A 16,302-nucleotide genomic window follows, 5' to 3' on the forward strand; every position below is an offset into this window, starting at 1 on the left:
GACATCAAGATCTCGGTGAAGCACAACGACCCGGTCGTGATGGTGGAGGCCTACCGGCAGCTCGCCGCCCAGTGCGACTATCCGCTGCATCTGGGTGTGACGGAGGCGGGTCCGGCTTTCCAGGGCACGATCAAGTCGGCGGTCGCGTTCGGGGCGCTGCTGTCGCAGGGCATCGGTGACACCATCCGGGTCTCGCTGTCCGCGCCGCCGGTGGAGGAGATCAAGGTCGGTATCCAGATCCTGGAGTCGCTGAACCTGCGGCAGCGGGGTCTGGAGATCGTCTCCTGTCCTTCGTGCGGCCGGGCGCAGGTGGATGTCTACAAGCTGGCGGAGGAGGTCACCGCCGGTCTGGAGGGCATGGAGGTGCCGCTGCGGGTGGCCGTGATGGGCTGTGTGGTCAACGGTCCGGGGGAGGCCCGCGAGGCGGACCTGGGTGTCGCCTCGGGCAACGGCAAGGGGCAGATCTTCGTCAAGGGCGAGGTCATCAAGACCGTCCCCGAGTCCAAGATCGTGGAGACCCTCATCGAGGAGGCCCTGAAGATCGCCGAGCAGATGGAGAAGGACGGCGCGTCGGGGGAGCCGGCCGTCACCGTGAACTGAACAGCAGGGACCGAAGGGGGCCCGAGCGTGACGATGCTGGAGAACATCCGGGGACCACGCGACCTGAAGGCACTGTCCGAGACCGAACTCGGCGAACTGACCCGCGAGACGAGGGACTTCCTGGTGCACGCGGTCGCCCGCACCGGTGGTCACCTGGGGCCCAACCTGGGGGTGGTGGAGCTCACCGTCGCCCTGCACCGGGTCTTCGAGTCACCGGCCGACCGCATCCTGTGGGACACCGGCCACCAGACGTACGTGCACAAGCTCCTGACCGGGCGTCAGGACTTCTCGAAGCTGCGCGGCAAGGGCGGGTTGTCCGGCTATCCGTCGCGCCAGGAGTCCGAGCACGACGTCATCGAGAACAGCCACGCCTCCACCGTCCTCGGCTGGGCCGACGGCCTCGCCAAGGCCGACCAGGTCCTCGGCCGGCGGGGCCGTGTCGTCGCGGTCATCGGCGACGGCGCGCTCACCGGCGGCATGGCCTGGGAGGCCCTGAACAACATCGCGGCCGCCCGGGACCGGCCGCTGATCATCGTCGTCAACGACAACGAACGCTCGTACGCGCCGACCATCGGCGGCCTCGCCGACCACCTCGCGACGCTCCGCACGACCGACGGCTACGAGCGGGTGCTGGCCTGGGGCAAGGACGTGCTCCAGCGCACCCCCGTGGTCGGCAGCACCGTCTACGAGGCACTGCACGGCGCCAAGAAGGGCTTCAAGGACGCCTTCGCCCCGCAGGGGCTCTTCGAGGACCTGGGGCTGAAGTACCTGGGCCCGATCGACGGGCACGACATCGGGGCCGTCGAGTCCGCACTGCGGCGCGCGGCGCGCTTCCACGGGCCGGTGCTGGTGCACTGCCTCACGGAGAAGGGCCGCGGCTACGAGCCCGCGCTGCGCGACGAGGAGGACCACTTCCACACCGTCGGCGCGATGGACCCGCTCACCTGCGCGCCGCTCACACCCTCCCCGGGGCCCTCCTGGACCTCCGTGTTCGGCGAGGAGATCGTCCGGATCGGCGAGGAGCGCGACGACGTCGTGGCGATCACCGCGGCCATGCTGCACCCCGTCGGCCTCGCCGCCTTCGCCGAACGCTTCCCCGACCGGGTCTGGGACGTCGGTATCGCCGAGCAGCACGCCGCCGTGTCCGCCGCCGGCCTCGCCACCGGCGGCCTGCACCCGGTCGTCGCCGTCTACGCCACCTTCCTCAACCGGGCCTTCGACCAGCTTCTGATGGACGTGGCCCTGCACCGCTGCGGGGTCACCTTCGTCCTCGACCGGGCCGGTGTGACCGGAGCCGACGGGGCCTCGCACAACGGCATGTGGGACCTGTCCGTCCTCCAGGTCGTCCCGGGACTGCGCATCGCCGCGCCGCGCGACGCCGACCAGCTCCGGGCCCAGCTGCGCGAGGCGGTCGCCGTCGACGACGCGCCGACCCTGGTGCGCTTCCCGAAAGAGTCCGTCGGCCCCGCCGTCCCCGCCGTCGGCCGGGCCGGCTCCATGGACGTGCTGCGCGCCCCGGACCGGCCCGAGGTGCTGCTGGTGTCCGTCGGCGTGATGGCGCCCGTCTGCCTGGGGGCCGCCGACCTCCTGGAGGCCCGCGGCATCGGGTGCACGGTGGTGGACCCGCGCTGGGTCAAGCCCGTGGACCCGGCGCTCGCGCCGCTCGCCGCCCGGCACCGCCTGGTGGCCGTCGTCGAGGACAACAGCCGTGCGGCCGGGGTCGGTTCGGCGGTGGCCCTGGCCCTGGGAGACGCGGACGTCGACGTGCCCGTACGCCGCTTCGGCATCCCCGAGCAGTTCCTCGCGCACGCCAAGCGCGCCGAGGTGCTCGCCGACATCGGGCTGACGCCGGTCGACATCGCCGGCCGGATCAGCGCGAGCCTGGCCGTCGCGGCCGAGCCCGGAGAACGTGCCGAAGAACCCGCCGGCGACGGGCGGACCGTCCCGCCAGCGCAAGGAGAGAACTGAATGACCAAGGAGTTCGACCTCGCCGCGCTCTTGGCCGAGCGCGGAGCCGAGCGGTACGAGCTGCACGCCAGGCACCTCAACCACCAGCTGCCGCGGATGCTGCACACCATCGGCTTCGACAAGGTCTACGAGCGGGCCGAGGGCGCGCACTTCTGGGACGCGGACGGCAACGACTACCTCGACATGCTCGCCGGGTTCGCGGTGATGGGCCTCGGACGCCACCACCCCGTCGTCCGCAAGGCGCTGCACGACGTCCTCGACGCCTCGCTGGCCGACCTCACCCGCTTCGACTGCCCGCCGCTGCCCGGACTGCTGGCCGAGCGGCTGCTCTCCTACAGCCCGCACCTGGACCGGGTCTTCTTCGGCAACAGCGGCACGGAGGCGGTGGAGACCGCGCTGAAGTTCGCCCGGTACGCCACCGGCAGGCCGAGGGTCCTGTACTGCACGCACGCCTTCCACGGGCTGACCACCGGCTCGCTCTCCGTCAACGGCGAGAGCGGCTTCCGCGACGGCTTCGCGCCGCTGCTCCCCGACACCGCCGTCCCGCTCGGCGACCTGGACGCCCTGGCGCGGGAACTGCGGCGGGGTGACGTGGCCGCGCTCATCGTGGAGCCGATCCAGGGCAAGGGCGTGCACGAGGCGCCCCCCGGCTACCTGCGCGCCGCGCAGGAACTGCTGCACCGGCACAAGGCACTGCTGATCGCCGACGAGGTGCAGACCGGCCTGGGCCGGACCGGCACGTTCTACGCCTTCCAGCACGAGGACGGCGTCGAGCCCGACCTGGTGTGCGTGGCCAAGGCGCTGTCGGGCGGCTACGTGCCGGTGGGCGCCACCCTGGGCAAGGACTGGATCTTCCAGAAGGTCTACTCCTCGATGGACCGGGTGCAGGTCCACTCGGCGAGCTTCGGGTCCAACGCGCAGGCCATGGCGGCCGGACTCGCGGTGCTCTCCGTGATGGAGAACGAGGAGATCGTGGCGAACGCCGCCGCGGTGGGGGAGCGGCTGAAGTCCCGGCTGGCGGCGCTGGTGGACCGCTACGAGCTGCTCGCCGACGTGCGCGGCCGGGGACTGATGATCGGCATCGAGTTCGGCCGCCCCAGGTCACTCAGGCTGCGCAGCCGCTGGACGATGCTCCAGACGGCCAGGAAGGGGCTGTTCGCACAGATGGTGGTGGTGCCGCTGTTGCAGCGGCACCGGATCCTCACCCAGGTGTCCGGCGACCACCTGGAGGTGATCAAGCTGATTCCGCCGCTGATCATCGACACCTCGGACGCCGACCGGTTCGTCGACGCCTTCACCGAGGTGATGGAGGACGCGCACAACGGCGGCGGCCTGATGTGGGACTTCGGCAAGACCCTGGTCCGGCAGGCGGTGGCCAACCGCTGAGCCCGGCTTTTGCCTCAGGGGCAACAAACTTGTCCGTGAGGCAATTCTCCGGCTGAATGGGAGCATGAACTCCTCCGAGGCGACGGACCCGGCCGAGGGATCGGTCGCCGCCGTCGCACCCCGGCTGCGCGAGCTGCGGCGGCGGGCCGCCCTCACCCTGGAGGCGGCGGCCCGTGCCGCCGGGCTGTCGCCCGCCCACCTCTCCCGGCTGGAGACCGGGCAGCGTCAGCCCTCGCTGCCGATGCTGCTCTCCCTCGCCCGTGTCTACGGTACGACCGTCTCGGAACTGCTCGGCGAGACGGCCGCGGACCGGGACGCCGTCGTGCGCGCCGAGGCGATGGAACCGACGTCCGCCGGCGGCTGGACGTACTGGCAGGCCGGTGGGTCCGGCCGGGCCATGCAGGCCCTGCGGGTCCGCGTGCCGCACGGGTCGCAGGGCGACATCGTGCGGGTGCACCCCGGGGAGGAGTGGCTCCACGTGCTGCGGGGCAGGCTGCGGCTGCGCCTCGGGGAGACCGTGCACCGGCTCGGTCCGGGCGACAGCGCGCACTTCGACTCGCTGACCCCGCACCGGATCGCCGCCCAGGACGCCGACGGGGTCGAGCTGCTCTTCGTCCACACGCTGTTGCAGAGCCCGTCCACGGCGCTCTGCCTGGGCCCGGCCGCCGCGCCGCCCCACCCCACCCCTGGAGAGACGCCATGAAGATGCAGGACAGGTTTCCGCGGGCCGTGTGGGTGCGGCTCTTCATCTACCTGGTGGTGGGCCACCTCTTCGCGGCCTTCATCTACCTGCTCTTCGAGGTGGGGGCCGGCAGCCGGTGAGGGGAGCCCTCAGTCCAGCATCCGCTCGCGCAGCCGCTCCCGGGTCTCCGGGGTGACCCGCAGGCCCTGCTCCAGGTAGGCGTCGACTCCGCCCCAGGTCTGCTCGACGGTCTCCAGGGCCGCCGCGAGGTACTCGGCGCGCGCGTCGAACAGGGGGCTGAGCAGCTCCATGACCTCGGGGGAGTAGGCGGAGGCGGCGGAGCTGCTGCGCCGCACCTTGTAGCGGCGGTGCGTGGCGTTCGACTTCAGGTAGTCCTCGACGATGGCGTCCCGCTCGACGCCCAGGGCGAGGAGGGTGATCGCGATCGACAGGCCCGCGCGGTCCTTGCCGGCCGCGCAGTGCATCAGGGCCGGGACGCTGTCCTCGGCGAGCGCGTGCAGCACCCGTGAGTGCTCCGCCGTGCGCTCCTTGATGATCAGGCGGTAGGAGCCGATCATCCGCTCGGCGCCCTTGTCGCCGGCCAGGATCTCGCGGAGCTGGTCCAGGTCGCCGTCGCGGACCATCTTCCAGAACTCGGCGCCGTCGGCCGGGTCGCTCAGCGGCAGGTTGACATTGCGCACGCCCGGCAGCTCGATGTCCGGCCCTTCGAGCTTCTGGTCGGCCGCGTTGCGGAAGTCGAAGATCGTGTGCAGGCCCAGCGAGGCCAGGAACGCGGCGTCCCCTCCGGTGGCGTGTGCCAGGTGACCGCTGCGGAACAGCACTCCCTGTCGCACCCGCCGTCCGTCCACGGTCGGCAGGCCGCCCACGTCACGGAAGTTGCGCACACCGGCCAGCTCGGGTTCGGTCGACGGGACCTGCTGCGTCACGAGGGCTCCTCCCACTCCGCCCCGTCGGCGCTGCTCGCCGCCGGGCTCCACTCGAAGATACGGCACGGGCCCGCGCCATCGGTGGCCGAGACGTCCGACAGTGGACTACCTGGGCCTTCTGTCCGTATTGGTGTGTTGGTTCCAACTGGTGCGGAAATAAAAGGGGCTGGAGGGGCGGCGCGTGAGCAGCGTCATACCCGTGACGGTGCGTTGCTCGTCATGTCCACGTAATGCGGCCGGTTTTCAAGGACCTTTACCCGCGTCGACCTGTCGCGCTTCGACGGAGGGTGACCGGCGATTCCCATAAAGGATCATTTGGAACACCGGTCGGCGCAACCCGGCGCTTGTCGCTGCGCGTCCCGGTCGCTTACGTTCACCACCGATCCGGACGGACGCCTAATCCTGCCGCCGACCGGAGCCCGCACTCATCGACCACCCGTACACGGCAGGAGCGGGGGACCCACAGGTATGACTGCCTGTTCCGGTTCCCGGAACGGCTTGGGGTAAAGCCGCGTCCCGACGCGGCCGGGCATCTCCAGCTCGCACCCGACAGCTCACCTCGCAGGCGCCGGAGAGGAATTCGCCATGCCCGCGAAGGGTAAGCACCGCCGTACCAGGGCCATGCGCCTGACCCGCGCCATCGCCGTCGCCGGAACCGGTGGCGCCGCGCTCGCGCTCCCGCTGATGGGCGCCGCCGGGGCCCACGCCGCTCCCGCGCAGTCCGCTTCCGAGAAGCCCGTGCAGTCCGTGCAGTCGGTCACCGCTTCGGCGAAGAAGGCCGCCGGCGCGGAGAAGAACGGCGACGCGCGGACGTACACCGTGAAGAGCGGTGACTACCTCTCGAAGATCGCCGACGAGCAGGACGTCGACGGCGGCTGGAAGCAGCTCTACGCGGACAACCGCGAGGCCGTCGGTTCGGACCCGTCGCTGATCCACCCGGGTCTGAAGCTCGCCGTCGACGGCCGGGCCGCCCAGTCCTCCGCCCCGTCCTCCTCCGCCCCGTCGGAGAAGCCGGCCACCGAGAAGCCCGCCGCGGCCGAGAAGCCGGCCCCCGCGAAGGCCGAGCCGGCCGAGAAGACCTCGGATGCCGCGAACAGCTCCGCCGACTCCGCCGACTCCTCGAACACGAGCCCCCAGTCCGCCGGCAGCGGCTTCGTCTCGCCCGTCCCGAGCGGCACCCTGGGCACCCCGTACCACCAGACCGGCAGCATGTGGTCCAGCGGCTACCACACCGGCACGGACTTCGTCGTCCCGACCGGCACCTCCCTCAAGGCCGTCGGTGCGGGCACCGTCGTCTCCGCGGGCTGGGGCGGCGCGTACGGCAACCAGGTCGTCATCCAGCTCGCCGACGGCCACTACGCCCAGTACGCCCACCTGTCCTCCCTCTCCGTCTCCGCGGGCCAGTCCGTGACGGCGGGTCAGCAGGTCGGCCTCTCGGGTGCCACCGGCAACGTGACCGGCCCGCACCTGCACTTCGAGATCCGCACCTCCCCGGACTACGGCTCGGACGTGGACCCGGTCGCGTACCTGCGCTCCCACGGCGTCTCCCTCTGACGAGGAACTGACGCGCCCTCCCGCGCCACCGAAGGCCGGACCCCGATCGCCGGGTCCGGCCTTCGGTGTTCTGTGTTTTCCGGACCGGGCGTATTCCTGAATTGGCGAACACTTTAGGCGTGGTCTTTCTCACCGCCCGTCAACCCTTTCCTACGGTCGCGTAGGTCACATTCGAAGGTGAATCATGGGCCGACGTGGCAGACGATTCGAAGAGTGACAACGAAACAGTGATCGGGTCGTACGTGGCGCTGGGGGACAGCTTCACCGAGGGCGTCGGAGACCGGGGCCCCGACGGGTCGTTCGTCGGCTGGGCCGACCGGTTCGCGGTCCTGCTCGCGGACCGGCGCCCCGAGGGCGACTTCACGTACACGAACCTCGCCGTACGCGGCAGGCTGCTCGACCGGATCGTGGCCGAGCAGGTGCCGCGGGCCGTCGAACTCGCCCCCGACCTGGTCTCGTTCTGTGCGGGCGGCAACGACATCATCCGGCCCGGCACCGACCCCGACGAGGTGGCCGAGCGGTTCGAGCGGGCGGTGGCCGCGCTGACGGCCGCGGCCGGCACCGTGCTGGTGACGACCGGCTTCGACACCCGCGAGGTGCCCGTCCTCAGGCGCCTGCGCGGCAAGATCGCCACGTACAACGGGCACGTCCGGGCCATCGCCGACCGGTACGGCTGTCCCGTGCTCGACCTGTGGTCGCTCCGGACCGTGCAGGACCGCAGGGCGTGGGACGCCGACCGGCTGCACCTGTCGCCGGAGGGACACACGCGCGTGGCGCTGCGCGCGGGCCAGGTCCTCGGCCTGCCCGTCCCGGCCGACCCCGACCAGCCCTGGCCGCCGCTGCCGCCGCGCGGCGCCCTGAACGTCCGCCGGGACGACGTCCACTGGGCCCGCGAGTTCCTGGTCCCGTGGATCGGCCGCCGGCTGCGCGGCGAGTCCTCGGGCGACCACGTGATCGCCAAGGGGACGCTCTCGGCGGAGGACATCAGGGGCCGGATCGCGGCGGTGGCCTGACGGCGGAGGAACGGCGTCCGGCGTCCGGTGGTCCCGGGCTACGGGGTCCGTGGGCCCCGGCCCGGGTCCGGGCGGGGTCTATGGCTTCCGGCGGGGGCGGGCCACGGGGCCGACGGTCGCGTCGGCGGGGGACGGGCCGGGCCGGCGCCGGGGTGTCGTCAAGGCCGCCCGCTCCAGACCCAGTTCCCGGGCGAGGGCCTCGTCCATCCACTCCTGGGCCCGGGCCCGCGACACCGCGCCCCCGTAGGAGGTCAGCTGCACCGCCAGTCCGTCCAGCAGCGCGGTCAGGCGCAGCGCTGCGGCGTCGGGCGCGGAGCAGTGGAACTCGCCGGCGGCCACACCCTCGGCGATGACCGCGGCGATCGCCGCCTTCCACTGGCGGTCGAGTTCCAGCGTGACGCTCCGCAGCGCGGGCTCGCGCAGCGCCACCGCCCAGCCCTCGATCCACAGCCGCCAGCCCTTGGCCTGCCCGGTGGGGGCGTACCACCGCACGGCCGCCCGCAGCCGGCGCAGCGCCGACGTGCGGCGGCCCAGCAGCCTGCGCAGATGAGCGAGATCGTCCTCGGCGGCGTGGGTGAACGCGGCGGCGACCAGCCTCTCCTTGGTGGAGAAGTGGTAGAGCACCAGCGCGTTGCTGACGCCGAGCGCGGCGGCCACGTCGGCGATGCGCAGCGCCGCCACCCCCCGCGCCGATATCTGCTCGATGGCCGCGCGCAGCAACTCCTCGCGCCGCTCCGCCACACTCAACCGGACTCTCGCCACGCCGTCACCCTATACAGGCCCCGGACGTGCGGTGAGGGCCGCGGCTCCGGCCGGTCAGCCGGCGGCGGCCCCGGCCACGCCCCCGCGCCCCGCATCGGGAACGTCGCAGGAGTCCTTGAAGCCCTGGCTGGTCAGGCCGAGCGCCGCGTTGATCCGGGAGCGCAGGTTCTCGACGGCGACCATCGCCGTCAGCTCCACGAACGCGGGCTCCCCCAACCGGGTCCGCAGCCGCGCGGCGAGGCCGTCGTCGACGGTGGGAGGGGTCGCCGTCATCGCCTCGGCGTACTCCATGACGTCCCGCTCCGCCGGCGTGTAGGCGTCGCTCTCCCGCCACACCGGCACGTCGTGGAGCTTGCGCCGGTCCATGCCCCGTTCGGCGTTCTCCCAGTGGCCGAAGTCCATGCACCAGGAGCAGCCGATCGAGGCCGCCGAGGCCATCACCGCGAGCGCCTTGAGGTCGGGGTCCAGCTTGTTCCACTTGGCCACGGACTGCTCGAAACGCAGGTCGCCGAGGAGCACACGCGGGTTGTGGGCGAGCGCCCTGGCGGGGTCGAGGACCTTGCCGTAGGTGCGCCGGGAGTACCACTCCGCGAAGCGCAGGAGCAGGGTCCGGGGAGGGGTGAGCGATACGCGGGCCATGGGGGCCGCCTTCCTGACCGTCGGTCGTGCCGCTGTGCGGCGGGCGCTCCGGCGGGGCGCCCTCACCGGTACGACGGACGGAGGGAACGCTGATGTGACATCCGGCGTTCGTGTGATGTCGGACGAGACGATAATGAGAGCCTGACCTATTCCACCTGGAGGTACCGTGGCCGGTTTCCGTTCCCCGAGCGGGCTCAGCGCACCGCGGCCCGCCGCCTTCGGCGCGGACCCGAGTGGTGAGCGTATGGCGCGCATCCGCAGATCGCCGCACTTTCGCGACGGCGTCTTCCAGAATCCCGGCGGCACCGCCCGGACCCGCCCCTCCGGATCGGCCCGCGAGTTCGCGAAGACCTACTTCGACCGGGAGTCGCGGGTCAAGCGCGCCCCGCGGGGCACGGTCCCGGTGCACGCCACCACACTGGCCGACCTCGCCCGCCCGCCCGCCACCGGGCTGCGGCTGACCTGGACGGGGCACTCCAGCGTGCTCGCCGAGATCGACGGGCAGCGGGTGCTCTTCGACCCCGTCTGGGGCGAGCGCTGCTCCCCGTTCCCCTTCGCCGGCCCCAAGCGACTGCATCCGGTCCCGGTGCCCCTGGCCGCGCTGGGCCCGGTCGACGTGGTCGTGATCTCCCACGACCACTACGACCATCTGGACATGCCCACGATCAAGGCGCTGGCGGGCACGGACACCCTCTTCGCCGTGCCGCTCGGCGTCGGCGCGCACCTCGAACGCTGGGGCGTGTCCGCCGACCGGCTGCGCGAACTGGACTGGCACGAGTCGACGCGCGTCGGCGGACTCACCCTCACCGCCACCCCGGCCCGCCACTTCTGCGGACGCGGCCTGCGCAACACCCAGCACACCCTGTGGGCCTCCTGGGTGGTCGCCGGCGAGGAGCACCGGATCTACCACAGCGGGGACACGGGCTACTTCGACGGCTTCCGGGAGATCGGCGCCGCGCACGGCCCCTTCGACGCCACGATGATCCAACTGGGTGCGTACTCCGACTTCTGGCCGGACATCCACATGACCCCCGAGGAAGGCGTACGCGCCCACCTCGACCTGCAAGGGGGCCGCCCCGGCGGCGTGCTGCTGCCCATCCACTGGGGGACCTTCAACCTGGCACCGCACGCGTGGGCGGAGCCGGGGGAGTGGACGAACGACGCGGCCGAGGAGGTCGGTCAGGCGATGGCGTTCCCGCGGCCGGGGGAGCCGTTCGAGCCGGCGGGGAAGCTGCCGGTGGAGGCGTGGTGGCGGGCGGTGTCGGGCCCGATCGCGCACCCGTGGCGGCGTCCCCGGAGCACCGAGGGCGCTGCCGGGACGAACAGGGGTGATCTCGACCTCGCGGGGGAGCGGTGACGTCGGGCGGGGACGAGAGGGGAAGGCCGGTGCGGAGAGCACCCTGCCGAACGGGCAGGGCGGGGAAGGACCGCGAGTGAGGTCTCCTCGATCGATGGCCCTCACGATGTGTCCGTGGGCGACCGGCGCCGCCGTCCCCTGAAGCCGGGGCGGCTCCGCACGACCGCCCGCCTCAGGCGCCGGGCGACGGAGGCGTCGGGAACGGTTGCGGGGGATCACCGTCCGGCGAGGTGTCCCGTACGGCTCCCGGGGTCGTGCCGGGCCCCGGCCCCGCGAGCCCGGCGACGAAGTCGCCGACCATGGCGATCTGCACGTCCACGGGAAACCGTCCGGGGTCGAAGAGAGCCTGAACGTCCCGGAGGGAAGGATCATCTCGAACATCGGGGACGACCCGGTGATCATGGATCTGGACGCGTTCGTCGGGCCGCGTCAGAAGATGCTCACTGACGGGACGCTGACGGAGTTCTCCGAGTGGGAGGTCTCCGCGCGGACGCAGATCTCCGGATCCGTCGCCCACCGGTTCAGCGAGTACCGCAAGTCGGGTGTCCGGGACGGAGCGCGCTTCGAGGGGCACGGCCACAAGACCACCCAGTTCCTGCGCACCCGGGCAGGCTGGAGGATGTCCTCCATGGCCTGGGACGACGTACCCCGGTGTCTCCCGGAGTGACGCATCCGCCGGGTCCGCGGCTGCACGGCCACCTCACGCCGGGCCTCCCGCCTTCGGTCCTCCCGCACGAGCCGGGCGGCGATGCCCACGTCACGCGGGTGAACCGGCTCGGACCGCACCGCACGGCGGCACCTTCACTGACAGTGACCGTTTCTGATCGGTTCCGATCGGTCTCCCGTCCCTGCGGAACGGGTGCTTCACCGGCTTATCGGTCTGTCGTACGAGGCCTCATACCAGAGCGGGACGTTGACCGAGGGACTTTGGCAACTGCCCACCGCACATGATGCACAGGCGACTACTGTCAGTGTCCGTCGGGCGACGTAGACCGGACCCCCGGTCCGCTCGGCCGACGTCGCGACGGCGCGCGCCCGCGTGGCGTCGTGTGCCCGCGTGGCGTCCGCCACCACGCGCGAGCACCCAGGCCCGACGGGCCAACGGACCAGTACGAGGACCCCCGATGTCTCACCTCCGCGCCCCGGCCGCGCGAGCAGACCGCCGCGAGGGCGGGCGGCACGGCCGGCCGGCCTCCCGTGCCGCCCTCGCGTTGCCCGAGACCCACATACGGCCCCAACTGCTGCGTCTGGCCGTGCTGCCGCCCGTCGCGGTCGCCCTCAGCGCCTGCGCGGTCGTCCTGTTCACCGTCCGGTCGACCGGCGCCCGCCCCGGTCCCGTGCTGTGGGCCGTCCTCGCCGGGGCGGTCTCGGTGACCCTCGCGGCCGTCGCCATCGCGGCCGTCGCGGCGGACCGCGCCGCGCGGTCCGTGCACGACCGGGTCGGCGCCCTGCGCCGCAGCACCGCGCGCGGCGAGGGCGAACTGCGCGGCGTCGTCGAGGCCTTGCGCCGCGGTGAGACCCCGCCGCACCGCACACCCCCGGGCGGACCGCCGGACGGCGCCGACGACTTCGACCTGCTCGCCGCCGACCTGTCGCGCGCTCACGACGGCGCCGTCACCGCGGTCGTCCGGGCCGCCCAGCTCTCCAGCCAGGCGGGCAGCGAACAGAAGCTGGAGGTCTTCGTCAACCTCGCCCGGCGCCTCCAGTCCCTGGTGCACCGCGAGATCTCCATCCTGGACGAGCTGGAGAACGAGATCGAGGACCCCGACCTCCTCAAGGGCCTCTTCCACGTCGACCACCTCGCCACCCGCATCCGCCGCCACGCCGAGAACCTCGCCGTGCTCGGCGGTGCCGTCTCCCGCCGGCAGTGGAGCAACCCGGTCGACATGACCGAGGTGCTGCGTTCGGCCATCGCCGAGGTGGAGCAGTACTCCCGGGTCCGGCTCGTCCCCCCGATCGACGGCACCCTGCGCGGCCACGCGGTCGCCGACGTCATCCACCTGCTGGCCGAACTCGTCGAGAACGCCACCCTGTTCTCCGCCCCGCAGACCCAGGTGCTGATGCGGGCCAACCTCGTCACCTCGGGCCTCGCCGTGGAGGTCGAGGACCGCGGACTCGGGATGCCCGTCGCCGAGCAGAGCCGCATGAACGCGCTGCTCGCCGACCCCGACCAGGTCAACGTCGCCCGCCTGCTCGCGGACGGGCGCATCGGGCTGTTCGTCGTCTCGCAGCTCGCCAAGCGGCACGGCATCACCGTCCGGCTCCAGACCAACATCTACGGCGGTGTCCAGGCCGTGCTGGTCGTGCCGCAGGCCCTGCTGGGACCGGAGCCGGGCGCCGCCCCCGGGGGCGAGGCCCGGCCGGACCAGGTCACCGGGACCGGGCCGGTGCCCCTGCCGCCCCCGCCCCGGCAGCAGCCGCGCCCCACGGGCGACGCGACGCCGCCGGCGCCCACCGGAGCCGCCCTCGACACTCCCGTCCCGGCCGCTCCCGCCGCCGTTCCCGCCCCGCCCGAGCCCTTCGCCCCGCCCCCAGCCCCCGAGGAGCCCGTGCGGGCCCCCTCCCACCGGCTCGACGGCGGACCCGTACCGCTGCCCGTGCGCGGCGCCCGCGTGGACCGGCCCACGCCGGCCGCCGCGGTGCCCGGCGTCCGGCCCGAGGACCGGGGCGTGATCGCCGAGCACGCGGCCGCCCCGCCCGTGCCGCGCCACAGCGCGGTGCGCGGCACCATGGGCAAGCCCCACCTGCCCCGGCGCCGCGCCCAGGAGCACATCGCGCCCCAGCTCCGCGGCGGCCCCGCACCCCGCCAGGAACCCGAGCAGCACACCGGGCACGACCCCGGACTGATGGCCGCCTTCCAGCGCGGCATCGGACTCGCGGAGGCCCAGCAGCACCTGGAGTCGACGCCCGTGGAGTCGGCGTTCCCCGAGCCGACCCGGGCCGAGCCGGCGCACGACGAGCCGGTGCCCCGGTACACGGAGCTGCACCCCGCGGAGCGGAACCACCGGGACCCGGCCGGATGACCACCCCCACCGCCACCCCCACGACCGCCCCGAGCCCTTCCCCCACCCCCACCCCCACCACCACGACCCGCGCTCCCGCAGACCTTCGTACCCCAAGGAGTCGATCCACCATGGCGAGCGATGCGCCGACCGGCCACGTGTCCGACCTCGACTGGCTGATGAGCGGCCTCGTGCAGCGCGTACCGCACACGACCAGCGCGGTGCTGCTGTCCTGCGACGGACTGGTGAAGTCCGTCCACGGCCTCGACGCGGACAGTGCCGACCACATGGCCGCCCTGGCCTCCGGCCTCTACTCCCTCGGCCGCAGCGCCGGCGTCCGCTTCGGCGACGGCGGCGACGTACGGCAGGTCGTCGTCGAACTCGACTCGACCCTGCTCTTCGTCACCACCGCAGGCTCGGGCACCTGCCTCGCCGTGCTGGCCGGCCGCGAGGCCGACGCCGCCGTGCTCGGCTACGAGATGGCGATGCTCGTCAAGAGCGTCCGCCCGTACCTGGTCACCGCGCCCCGGCAGTACGCCGTCGAACCCCCGGCGATGAGGCCTTGAGGGTGGCCGCGGCCGGCGACGGGCCCTGGCTCGACGACGCGGCCGGGCGGCTGGTGCGCCCTTTCACCGTGAGCAACGGCCGTACCCGGCCGACCGTCGCGCTCGACCTGATGTCCCAGGTGATGGCCACCGGGGCGACCCCCCTCGGCTATCTGGGCCCCGAGCACGCGCAGGCACTGGACCTGTGCAGGGCGCCCCTCCCGGTCGCCGAGCTCGCCGCTCATCTCAGGCTTCCGGTGGCAGTCACCAAGGTGCTGCTGTCGGACCTGGTGGACTGCGGCGCGCTGACCACGAAACCCCCCGCCGCGTTCCACCACAACCCCACGGACCGGGCCCTTCTGGAGGCAGTGCTCGATGGACTACGACGACAGCTCTGACTACGGCCACGCCGCCGGCACCGATCCGTTCCCCACCGCGCTGAAGATCCTCGTGGCCGGCGGATTCGGAGTGGGCAAGACGACCTTCGTCGGCGCGGTGAGCGAGATCGCGCCGCTGAGCACGGAGGAACTGCTCACCACGGTCAGCGCCGCGACCGACAACCTCGACGGAATCGAGAACAAACTCGAGACGACCGTGGCCATGGACTTCGGCCGCATCACCCTCGACCCGCAGCATGTGCTCTACCTCTTCGGGACACCCGGCCAGGAACGGTTCTGGTTCATGTGGGACGAACTGTGCGAGGGCGCCCTCGGCGCCGTGATCATCGCCGACACCCGGCGGCTGGAGGAGTCCTTCGCCGCCGTCGACTTCTTCGAGGAACGAGGACTCGGATTCGTCGTCGCCGTCAACGAGTTCGACGGCGCCTACCGCTACGACCCCGAGGAGGTGCGGGCCGCCATGGACCTCCACCCCGAGATCCCCATCGTGCGCTGCGACGCCCGGATCTCCAGTTCCGGCGTACAGACGCTGCTCACCCTCGTACGCCATCTCATCGCCCACACTCCGGCCCCCACGACGGGGTTCGGCGCCCACAGGTGAATCCCGGTGATTCCCAGGTGACCCACGCCCGCACCGCCCTGGAGCCGCACATGACGCACGTCCACAGCGACGGAGCCCGCCCATGAGCTACGACCCGCCGCGCCTGGCCGGACGTCTGCTGCTCACGCCCGAGGACCGGGAGGCTCCCGCCCGGGTCCGGGCGCTGCGCCGGCTCGGCCTGGCGCAGCGCCCGGACCCGGCCCTCGACGCCTTCGCGGCACAGCTCGCCGGGCTCGCCGAGTCGCCGTACGCGATGGTCAACTTCCTCGTCGAGGGCGGGCAGTTCTTCGCGGGCCTGCGGGTGCCGGAGTTCCCGCCGGTGGTGCGGGGGGACGGCACCAGCCCGAGGTTCGGCCGCGTCCAGCCCCGCGACCACGGCTTCTGCCCGCACGTGGTGGTCCGGGGCAAGGCCCTGGTCCTGGAGGACGTGCGCGACTACCCGCGCTTCGCGGGCAACCCGGTCGTCGACGAGTTCGGCATCCGCTCCTACCTAGGCGCCCCGCTCATCGACAGCACGGGCACCGTGCTGGGCACGGTGGCCGCGTCCGACGTACGGCCCCGGGCCTGGGGGCAGGCGGGCCTCGCGACGATCAAGTCGACGGCGGCCGACCTGGTACGGCGCATCGAACGCAGCGCGGAGGACGGGCTTCCGCTGTGAGCCGCCGGTCACCGGCGGGCCGGCCCGGAGACGGGCGCGCGGTGCGGGCGCGCGGGACGGGCAGCGGGGCGTGAAGGAAAGCTGCGGCCGGGCTTAAGAAAGGCTCGATGGACCGGGGGCGGTGTCGTACGGCAGATTGCTGTGCGATTCCCCTCCCCTCCCCGGACGCGGGCTGCCTCGGCATGCCCGG

Annotated in this window: 18 protein-coding genes and 1 riboswitch; of the genes, 14 read left to right on the forward strand and 4 right to left on the reverse strand. The window is 72.7% G+C overall.

All coding sequences use genetic code 11. The annotated features are described in order from the left end of the window. The 5 genes from AC07FV_RS05740 to AC07FV_RS05760 all read left to right on the forward strand — a co-directional run. Positions 1-600, forward strand: a 600-nt coding sequence (locus AC07FV_RS05740) for a flavodoxin-dependent (E)-4-hydroxy-3-methylbut-2-enyl-diphosphate synthase (RefSeq protein ID WP_479084904.1), incomplete at its 5' end; no start/stop codon positions are given. Between the two features lie 27 nt (positions 601-627). Then, a complete protein-coding gene (dxs, locus tag AC07FV_RS05745) occupies positions 628-2,568 on the forward strand; it encodes a 1-deoxy-D-xylulose-5-phosphate synthase (RefSeq protein WP_479084906.1) in 1,941 nt (646 codons plus the stop codon). After that, positions 2,569-3,954, forward strand: a complete 1,386-nt coding sequence (locus AC07FV_RS05750) for an aspartate aminotransferase family protein (RefSeq protein WP_479084907.1) — start codon at positions 2,569-2,571, stop codon at positions 3,952-3,954. It begins immediately after the preceding gene. A 64-nt stretch (positions 3,955-4,018) separates the two neighbouring features. Beyond that, on the forward strand, positions 4,019-4,657 hold the full coding sequence (locus tag AC07FV_RS05755) for a helix-turn-helix domain-containing protein (RefSeq protein ID WP_479084908.1): 639 nt from the start codon (positions 4,019-4,021) through the stop codon (positions 4,655-4,657). Further along, a complete protein-coding gene (locus AC07FV_RS05760) occupies positions 4,654-4,776 on the forward strand; it encodes a DUF6126 family protein (protein WP_356611941.1) in 123 nt (40 codons plus the stop codon). The genes AC07FV_RS05755 and AC07FV_RS05760 overlap by 4 nt, the downstream gene beginning before the upstream one ends. A 9-nt stretch (positions 4,777-4,785) precedes the next feature. On the opposite strand, the gene AC07FV_RS05765 is transcribed toward AC07FV_RS05760, so the two are convergent. Then, complete coding sequence (locus AC07FV_RS05765; protein ID WP_384699877.1) at positions 4,786-5,583, reverse strand: tyrosine-protein phosphatase; 798 nt, start codon at positions 5,581-5,583, stop codon at positions 4,786-4,788. Between the two features lie 423 nt (positions 5,584-6,006). Further along, a riboswitch (cyclic di-AMP (ydaO/yuaA leader) is annotated at positions 6,007-6,166 on the forward strand. 2 nt (positions 6,167-6,168) lie between these two features. Here AC07FV_RS05765 and AC07FV_RS05770 point away from each other — a divergent pair. Both AC07FV_RS05770 and AC07FV_RS05775 read left to right on the forward strand, forming a co-directional pair. Next, positions 6,169-7,137 (forward strand): M23 family metallopeptidase, encoded by a 969-nt coding sequence (locus tag AC07FV_RS05770; RefSeq protein WP_479084910.1) that lies wholly within the window; start codon positions 6,169-6,171, stop codon positions 7,135-7,137. Between the two features lie 227 nt (positions 7,138-7,364). Next, positions 7,365-8,150 carry an SGNH/GDSL hydrolase family protein gene (locus AC07FV_RS05775; protein ID WP_479085757.1) on the forward strand — a complete coding sequence of 262 codons (786 nt, stop codon included), beginning with the start codon at positions 7,365-7,367 and terminating at the stop codon, positions 8,148-8,150. 78 nt (positions 8,151-8,228) lie between these two features. On the opposite strand, the gene AC07FV_RS05780 is transcribed toward AC07FV_RS05775, so the two are convergent. After that, positions 8,229-8,912 (reverse strand): TetR/AcrR family transcriptional regulator, encoded by a 684-nt coding sequence (locus AC07FV_RS05780; RefSeq protein ID WP_479084912.1) that lies wholly within the window; start codon positions 8,910-8,912, stop codon positions 8,229-8,231. A gap of 54 nt (positions 8,913-8,966) precedes the next feature. Then, positions 8,967-9,551, reverse strand: a complete 585-nt coding sequence (locus AC07FV_RS05785; protein ID WP_479084913.1) for a carboxymuconolactone decarboxylase family protein — start codon at positions 9,549-9,551, stop codon at positions 8,967-8,969. Positions 9,552-9,717: 166 nt separating this feature from the next. Between AC07FV_RS05785 and AC07FV_RS05790 the strand changes: the two genes are divergently transcribed. Next, complete coding sequence (locus AC07FV_RS05790; RefSeq protein ID WP_479084914.1) at positions 9,718-10,908, forward strand: MBL fold metallo-hydrolase; 1,191 nt, start codon at positions 9,718-9,720, stop codon at positions 10,906-10,908. A 172-nt stretch (positions 10,909-11,080) separates the two neighbouring features. On the opposite strand, the gene AC07FV_RS05795 is transcribed toward AC07FV_RS05790, so the two are convergent. Then, complete coding sequence (locus AC07FV_RS05795; RefSeq protein ID WP_479084916.1) at positions 11,081-11,227, reverse strand: hypothetical protein; 147 nt, start codon at positions 11,225-11,227, stop codon at positions 11,081-11,083. Between the two features lie 81 nt (positions 11,228-11,308). Here AC07FV_RS05795 and AC07FV_RS05800 point away from each other — a divergent pair, with 81 nt between their 5' ends. The 6 genes from AC07FV_RS05800 (at position 11,309) to AC07FV_RS05825 (ending at position 16,112) form a co-directional block, all read left to right on the forward strand. After that, positions 11,309-11,575 carry a hypothetical protein gene (locus tag AC07FV_RS05800; RefSeq protein ID WP_479084917.1) on the forward strand — a complete coding sequence of 89 codons (267 nt, stop codon included), beginning with the start codon at positions 11,309-11,311 and terminating at the stop codon, positions 11,573-11,575. Positions 11,576-12,032: 457 nt separating this feature from the next. Further along, entirely contained in the window at positions 12,033-13,931 is a 1,899-nt protein-coding gene (locus AC07FV_RS05805) for a sensor histidine kinase (protein ID WP_479084919.1), read from the forward strand. A 110-nt stretch (positions 13,932-14,041) separates the two neighbouring features. Beyond that, positions 14,042-14,476 (forward strand): roadblock/LC7 domain-containing protein, encoded by a 435-nt coding sequence (locus tag AC07FV_RS05810; RefSeq protein WP_053140002.1) that lies wholly within the window; start codon positions 14,042-14,044, stop codon positions 14,474-14,476. A gap of 2 nt (positions 14,477-14,478) precedes the next feature. After that, complete coding sequence (locus AC07FV_RS05815; RefSeq protein ID WP_356611918.1) at positions 14,479-14,853, forward strand: DUF742 domain-containing protein; 375 nt, start codon at positions 14,479-14,481, stop codon at positions 14,851-14,853. Next, positions 14,831-15,454: a GTP-binding protein gene (locus AC07FV_RS05820; protein WP_384699859.1), complete on the forward strand. Its 624-nt coding sequence runs from the start codon at positions 14,831-14,833 to the stop codon at positions 15,452-15,454. Before AC07FV_RS05815 ends, AC07FV_RS05820 begins: the two co-directional genes overlap by 23 nt. Positions 15,455-15,536: 82 nt before the next feature. Next, positions 15,537-16,112: a GAF domain-containing protein gene (locus AC07FV_RS05825; protein WP_479084921.1), complete on the forward strand. Its 576-nt coding sequence runs from the start codon at positions 15,537-15,539 to the stop codon at positions 16,110-16,112. Positions 16,113-16,302 lie beyond the last annotated feature (190 nt).

The sequence above is a fragment of the Streptomyces sp. NPDC045956 genome, from assembly GCF_056430705.1.

What these genes read in the sequence shown, in the direction of transcription:
- AC07FV_RS05770 (WP_479084910.1), top strand. Translation starts at nt 6,169, where the DNA reads ATGCCCGCGAAGGGTAAGCACCGCCGTACCAGGGCCATGCGCCTGACC.
- AC07FV_RS05810 (WP_053140002.1), top strand. Translation starts at nt 14,042, where the DNA reads ATGGCGAGCGATGCGCCGACCGGCCACGTGTCCGACCTCGACTGGCTG.
- AC07FV_RS05750 (WP_479084907.1), top strand. Translation starts at nt 2,569, where the DNA reads ATGACCAAGGAGTTCGACCTCGCCGCGCTCTTGGCCGAGCGCGGAGCC.
- AC07FV_RS05800 (WP_479084917.1), top strand. Translation starts at nt 11,309, where the DNA reads ATGGATCTGGACGCGTTCGTCGGGCCGCGTCAGAAGATGCTCACTGAC.
- AC07FV_RS05820 (WP_384699859.1), top strand. Translation starts at nt 14,831, where the DNA reads ATGGACTACGACGACAGCTCTGACTACGGCCACGCCGCCGGCACCGAT.
- AC07FV_RS05825 (WP_479084921.1), top strand. Translation starts at nt 15,537, where the DNA reads ATGAGCTACGACCCGCCGCGCCTGGCCGGACGTCTGCTGCTCACGCCC.
- AC07FV_RS05760 (WP_356611941.1), top strand. Translation starts at nt 4,654, where the DNA reads ATGAAGATGCAGGACAGGTTTCCGCGGGCCGTGTGGGTGCGGCTCTTC.
- AC07FV_RS05785 (WP_479084913.1), bottom strand. Translation starts at nt 9,551, where the DNA reads ATGGCCCGCGTATCGCTCACCCCTCCCCGGACCCTGCTCCTGCGCTTC.
- AC07FV_RS05805 (WP_479084919.1), top strand. Translation starts at nt 12,033, where the DNA reads ATGTCTCACCTCCGCGCCCCGGCCGCGCGAGCAGACCGCCGCGAGGGC.
- AC07FV_RS05755 (WP_479084908.1), top strand. Translation starts at nt 4,019, where the DNA reads ATGAACTCCTCCGAGGCGACGGACCCGGCCGAGGGATCGGTCGCCGCC.